The sequence below is a fragment of the uncultured Fretibacterium sp. genome, from assembly GCF_938040765.1.
Lineage (GTDB): Bacteria > Synergistota > Synergistia > Synergistales > Aminobacteriaceae > CAJPSE01.
Genome location: NZ_CALIAA010000065.1, coordinates 1 through 4,181, shown reverse-complemented (window position 1 = coordinate 4,181; position 4,181 = coordinate 1). Strand labels below are relative to the sequence as shown.

Annotated in this window: 5 protein-coding genes; all 5 read left to right on the top strand. The window is 57.6% G+C overall.

Annotated features, from left to right (window positions below; genetic code table 11):
- Window positions 1-366: hypothetical protein (locus tag Q0176_RS02480; protein WP_299298937.1), on the top strand; the 366-nt coding region annotated here is incomplete at its 5' end.
- Window positions 347-553: a hypothetical protein gene (locus tag Q0176_RS02475; RefSeq protein ID WP_124888807.1), complete on the top strand. Its 207-nt coding sequence runs from the start codon at window positions 347-349 to the stop codon at window positions 551-553. The genes Q0176_RS02480 and Q0176_RS02475, both read left to right, overlap by 20 nt.
- A 590-nt stretch (window positions 554-1,143) precedes the next feature.
- Entirely contained in the window at window positions 1,144-2,319 is a 1,176-nt protein-coding gene (locus Q0176_RS02470; RefSeq protein WP_299298933.1) for an integrase arm-type DNA-binding domain-containing protein, read from the top strand.
- Window positions 2,320-3,184: 865 nt separating this feature from the next.
- A complete protein-coding gene (locus Q0176_RS02465) occupies window positions 3,185-3,400 on the top strand; it encodes an AlpA family phage regulatory protein (RefSeq protein ID WP_299298931.1) in 216 nt (71 codons plus the stop codon).
- A gap of 150 nt (window positions 3,401-3,550) precedes the next feature.
- Entirely contained in the window at window positions 3,551-4,135 is a 585-nt protein-coding gene (locus tag Q0176_RS02460) for a hypothetical protein (protein WP_299298929.1), read from the top strand.
- Window positions 4,136-4,181 lie beyond the last annotated feature (46 nt).

Sequence of the window (4,181 nt, the reverse complement as noted above, 5' to 3'; positions counted from 1 at the left end):
GAGGGGTATGCTTCAGAATATGTGATGGCGGAGTTGAAAAGGGCGCCAGAGCCTAAACGGAGTGATATGCTGACTCTTGTCGAGAAATACGGCATAAGGGTTATAGCTCCCAGTCTTGATGCTGTGCACTTGGCAGAGCGTTACATAAAGAACGGGATTATCCCCAACGCTTATCGCTTCGATGGGGTGCATATCGCAACCGCATCAATTTACGGGCTTGATTGCGTGGTTTCCTATAATTTCAAGCATATCAATCGTGCCAAAACTAGGATTTTAACTGCCGCAGTCAACCATGAAGAAGGGTATAATAGTGTTGTAATTTGTACAGCTAAGGAGGTGCTGGATGATGAGCAAGAAGATGTTTGAGACATTTGAGGACGAGCTGGATGCGATACGCTTACGCCTCTATGAGGAAGTCAAAGATATGACGCCTGAGGAAGAGATTGCTTATCTAAAGGCACAAGTTGAGCCTTTATATCAGGAATTTGGTATACGTACAAGTGATCTTAAACCGGTGAAGCCAATGAAAAGAAAGGCGGCCGCTCTTGGATAATCAAGAGGAGCTTAATGTGGAGTAGACGGTGGGTATCCGCGTTTTCACTCACAATCCCTTTGGGGATCTTGAAAGCATAGGGGCGGCGGCATAAGTTGCCCCTATTTCTGAATTATTGAGTCGTGAGTTTCGGGACCGGTGTTTTAGCTCCACCATCGTCTTTTTATGAATATCCAAGATTCTCCAAAAAGCCCGCTGCCAAGCGGGTTTTTCTTTTGTCTTTACTCCATGAAAGTCCACCCTGATATGCTAAAATCCAAGCACAAATGGCCCACAATTTGGCCCACAGGCCACAGAGGCCCCTATTTTGTGGGCCACTTCGTAAAACTTGAGAGTATCCGGTTTTATGCCGTGAGAGCCTGTCCGCTCGCCTTGTCGGGCAAGGCTGTGATCCCCTCTTGGGGAAGCCGTGGGCCAGGGAGGCAAATTGTGGCCAAGGGGGCAAGGGCTGTGGGCCACTCTTGGGGAGCTGTGGGCCAAGAAACGGCGCTGTGAGCCGGAGAGAAAATTGTGGCCGCTTGTGGGCCACTTCGAGGCCGGATTGTGGGCCGGGCTCTCTGTTTTGTGGGCCAAGGGGAGGAGTGAAGACGGTGCTGACGGACGTTGCGATACGCAAGGCCAAGCCGGCCGACAAGCGCTACTCGCTTTACGACACAGGCGGCTTGTCTTTAGAGGTCATGCCGACCGGCAAGAGGTTCTGGCGCTTGCGCTACTCCGAGGGCGGCGCACGGCGGAAGCTGACTCTGGGGCAGTATCCCGCCGTGTCCCTAGGCGAGGCCAGGGCCAAACGCGACGAGCTGAGAGAGGCCAAGGCCAGGGGGATAGCCCCTCATGAGGTCCTCCATCCGGCCAAGAAGCCCACGTTTTCGGACGTGGCCCTGGAATGGTTTGGGAAACACGTCGAGCCGGTTCGGACTGCGGGCCATGCCCAGACGGTGCGGTATCGGCTGGAGGCATTCCTGTTTCCGCCCCTGGGGGAGCGTCCGCTTGACGAGATCAAGGCTCCCGAGCTGCTGTCCGTCCTGCGTCCCATCGAGGAGAGCGGACGCGTCGAGACGGCACGGCGCATCAAGCAGATTTTCGGGCAGGTGGCACGCTACGGCGTTGCGACGGGGGCCTGTGAGTCCGATGTCTCCTCCGCCCTCAGGGGAGCCCTGGCCCCTAAGAAACCGCAGCATTTCTCGGCGCTCACCAGACCGGAGGACATCAAGAGGCTCCTGTCGGGGATGGCCGCCTATCAGGGCTCTCCGGTCGTGCGCTGTGCCCTGTGGTTTAGCCTCTACACCCTGGGACGCCCCGGCGAGGTGCGGCGGGCGGAATGGAGCGAAATCGACCTTGAGGAGGCGGTCTGGGAGCTCCCCGAGGAGAAGATGAAGAAACGCCGCCCTCATGCCGTCCCCCTGAGCCGCCAGGCGGTTACTCTCCTGACGGAGCTCCAGCCCCTGACAGGACGCTGGCGATACGTCTTCCCCTCGGCGCGGATGGACGGCCGTCCCATGTCGGAGAACGCCGTCCGGGTCGCCCTGCGGTCGATGGGGTTCAGCAACGAGGAGATGACGGCCCACGGGTTCCGCTCCCTGGGGAGCACGGCGCTCAACACCCTGGGCTATCGTGCGGACGTAATCGAAGCGGCCCTGGCCCATATCCAGGGCGGAGTTCGTGGCGTCTATAACCGCTCCGTCTATTGGGAGGAACGTCGGGCCATGATGCAGGCTTGGGCCGACTGGCTTGACGCTCTCCTGACGTCCGGGGATAGTCTTCCTTGACCCTCCGCAGAAATACGGAAATAAAACCGGAAGCCTTTTTCTTAAATCCATGATTGTCCATGATCGTCTAAGCTGGGGTTGACGCACAGGGGAGGGGCTTGTACCATGATGGATGTGGATAACTCCAAAAGGTCAGTTCTGGAGAGAGTCCGACAAAATTGCACAGAGAGGAGGTGAGGAAAATTGTGTGTTACTTTCGGAGGCGATAAACGAACAAGATATCTCCTGAACCTTGATTATGACGAGAACGACGAGGTTTTGCCTCGTTTCACCTCCATTATGGAGCATCAAAAACTCACGGGGCCGGGACTAGACCCCGGCGATATTCTGGGGGCTGTGTGCGAGGCGGAGCGTCTGGCACGAGAGGAGTACGGGAATTCTTTTGACGAGCTGAGCTTCAACGCACGATCTGCGCTGGTAGAGCGGGAGCGGCCTAAAGCATGCCGTCGCCTTGCGGCCCTAAAGGTTATGAGCCTGATGCGCAGGCGGCCCGTCTACCGCCCTCCCGTCTCCAGGGTTTCCCCGCGTCGAGTCCGCATCCGCGCCCCCAGGCGTTCCCACCGCTCAACAGCGGTTGCCTCCCGAGGCGGAGGGGATGACGGCGGCGGCGGTGACCCAGACCCATCCGACCCATCCAGGCCAAGGCTGCTAACCCTTGGCACAGTAATCCTATTCCCTTCTCAACCTCATAGCCCAAAGGCCCCGTGGCGGCGTCGCCGTCCCGGCCCCTGTCGCATGGCCCGGCGCCTGCTGCCTGCACCCCGCTCCCGTCACGGCTGTCTCGATCCTCCCTGAAGCTCTCCCGCATAAAGCGCGAGAGGGCTGATGTTTCATGGATTTTCAACTTTTTCAAGGAGGTTTCGAGATGGCAATGATGGAGCAGATTGACGAGCGTTACCTGACCCTGCGAGAAGTCAGGTCGCGGTACGGACTTTGCGCCTCGACAGTTTACAACAACATTCAGGCTGGGAAGTTCCCCGCACCCCTCAAGTTCGGGAAGAGCTCGCGTTGGCGGCTTTCGGAGTTGGCGGCCTGGGAGCGGTCCCTCCCCCGCGGAGGAGCCCCCAGGGAGTCCGTCTGAGGGTAAGCTCATGTTTTGGCACGGAAAAGGCGCGGCCGTCAGACTCGACCGCGCCCCAGGAAAGAAATATCGACTTCTGCCAAGGATAGCGCATTTCCCCGCGTCCTGCAAGGAGCTGGCCTCCGTCGCGCACGATAGGGGGCGTCTCTTATGACCCCTTCCCCCAAATTTCCGCAGTGGCAAGAATCGAGTGACATCCCCCTTGACGAAATGTCCTCTCCTCCAAATGCCCCCACGAACAAAAAACGGGCGAAGGGGAAAAAACCTCGATACGCCAAGTTGTCGGTTGAGCTCTGGGATAACCCTGATTTTTACGAGCTGGATGCCAAGTCAAAGTACCTATATGTGGCTCTGCATTTTGGGAGAAGCTCAAACATGTCTGGCCTTTTCCCCGTTACGCGGCGGATGCTCAAGGACTTTGGCCTTAGCAGGGAGCAGTATGACAGGGCCTTGTCGGAGCTCGAAGAAAGCGGGCTCGTATTGGTTGAACGGTATGAGGATGATGACGATACGGTCTTCATCCCAGCCGTTCTACGCCAGGACTTCGATAGCCCCTCGCAGGCTATCGGGGCTTTAAGAGCCTCCAACGCATATTTTTACAGCGAACTGCGAGATGATTTTATGTCCGAGTGGAAGCGTCTCGTGACCGAACGTTTTGCGGATCGACTCGACGACGTGATTACACTCGATGGTCGGGAGACTACGATGCGGGAGATTTTCAAGGAAGCCCGGTAAGGGGGGAGGGTCCCTGGGAGGGTCCCCCCTACCCTCCCCCAGAGGG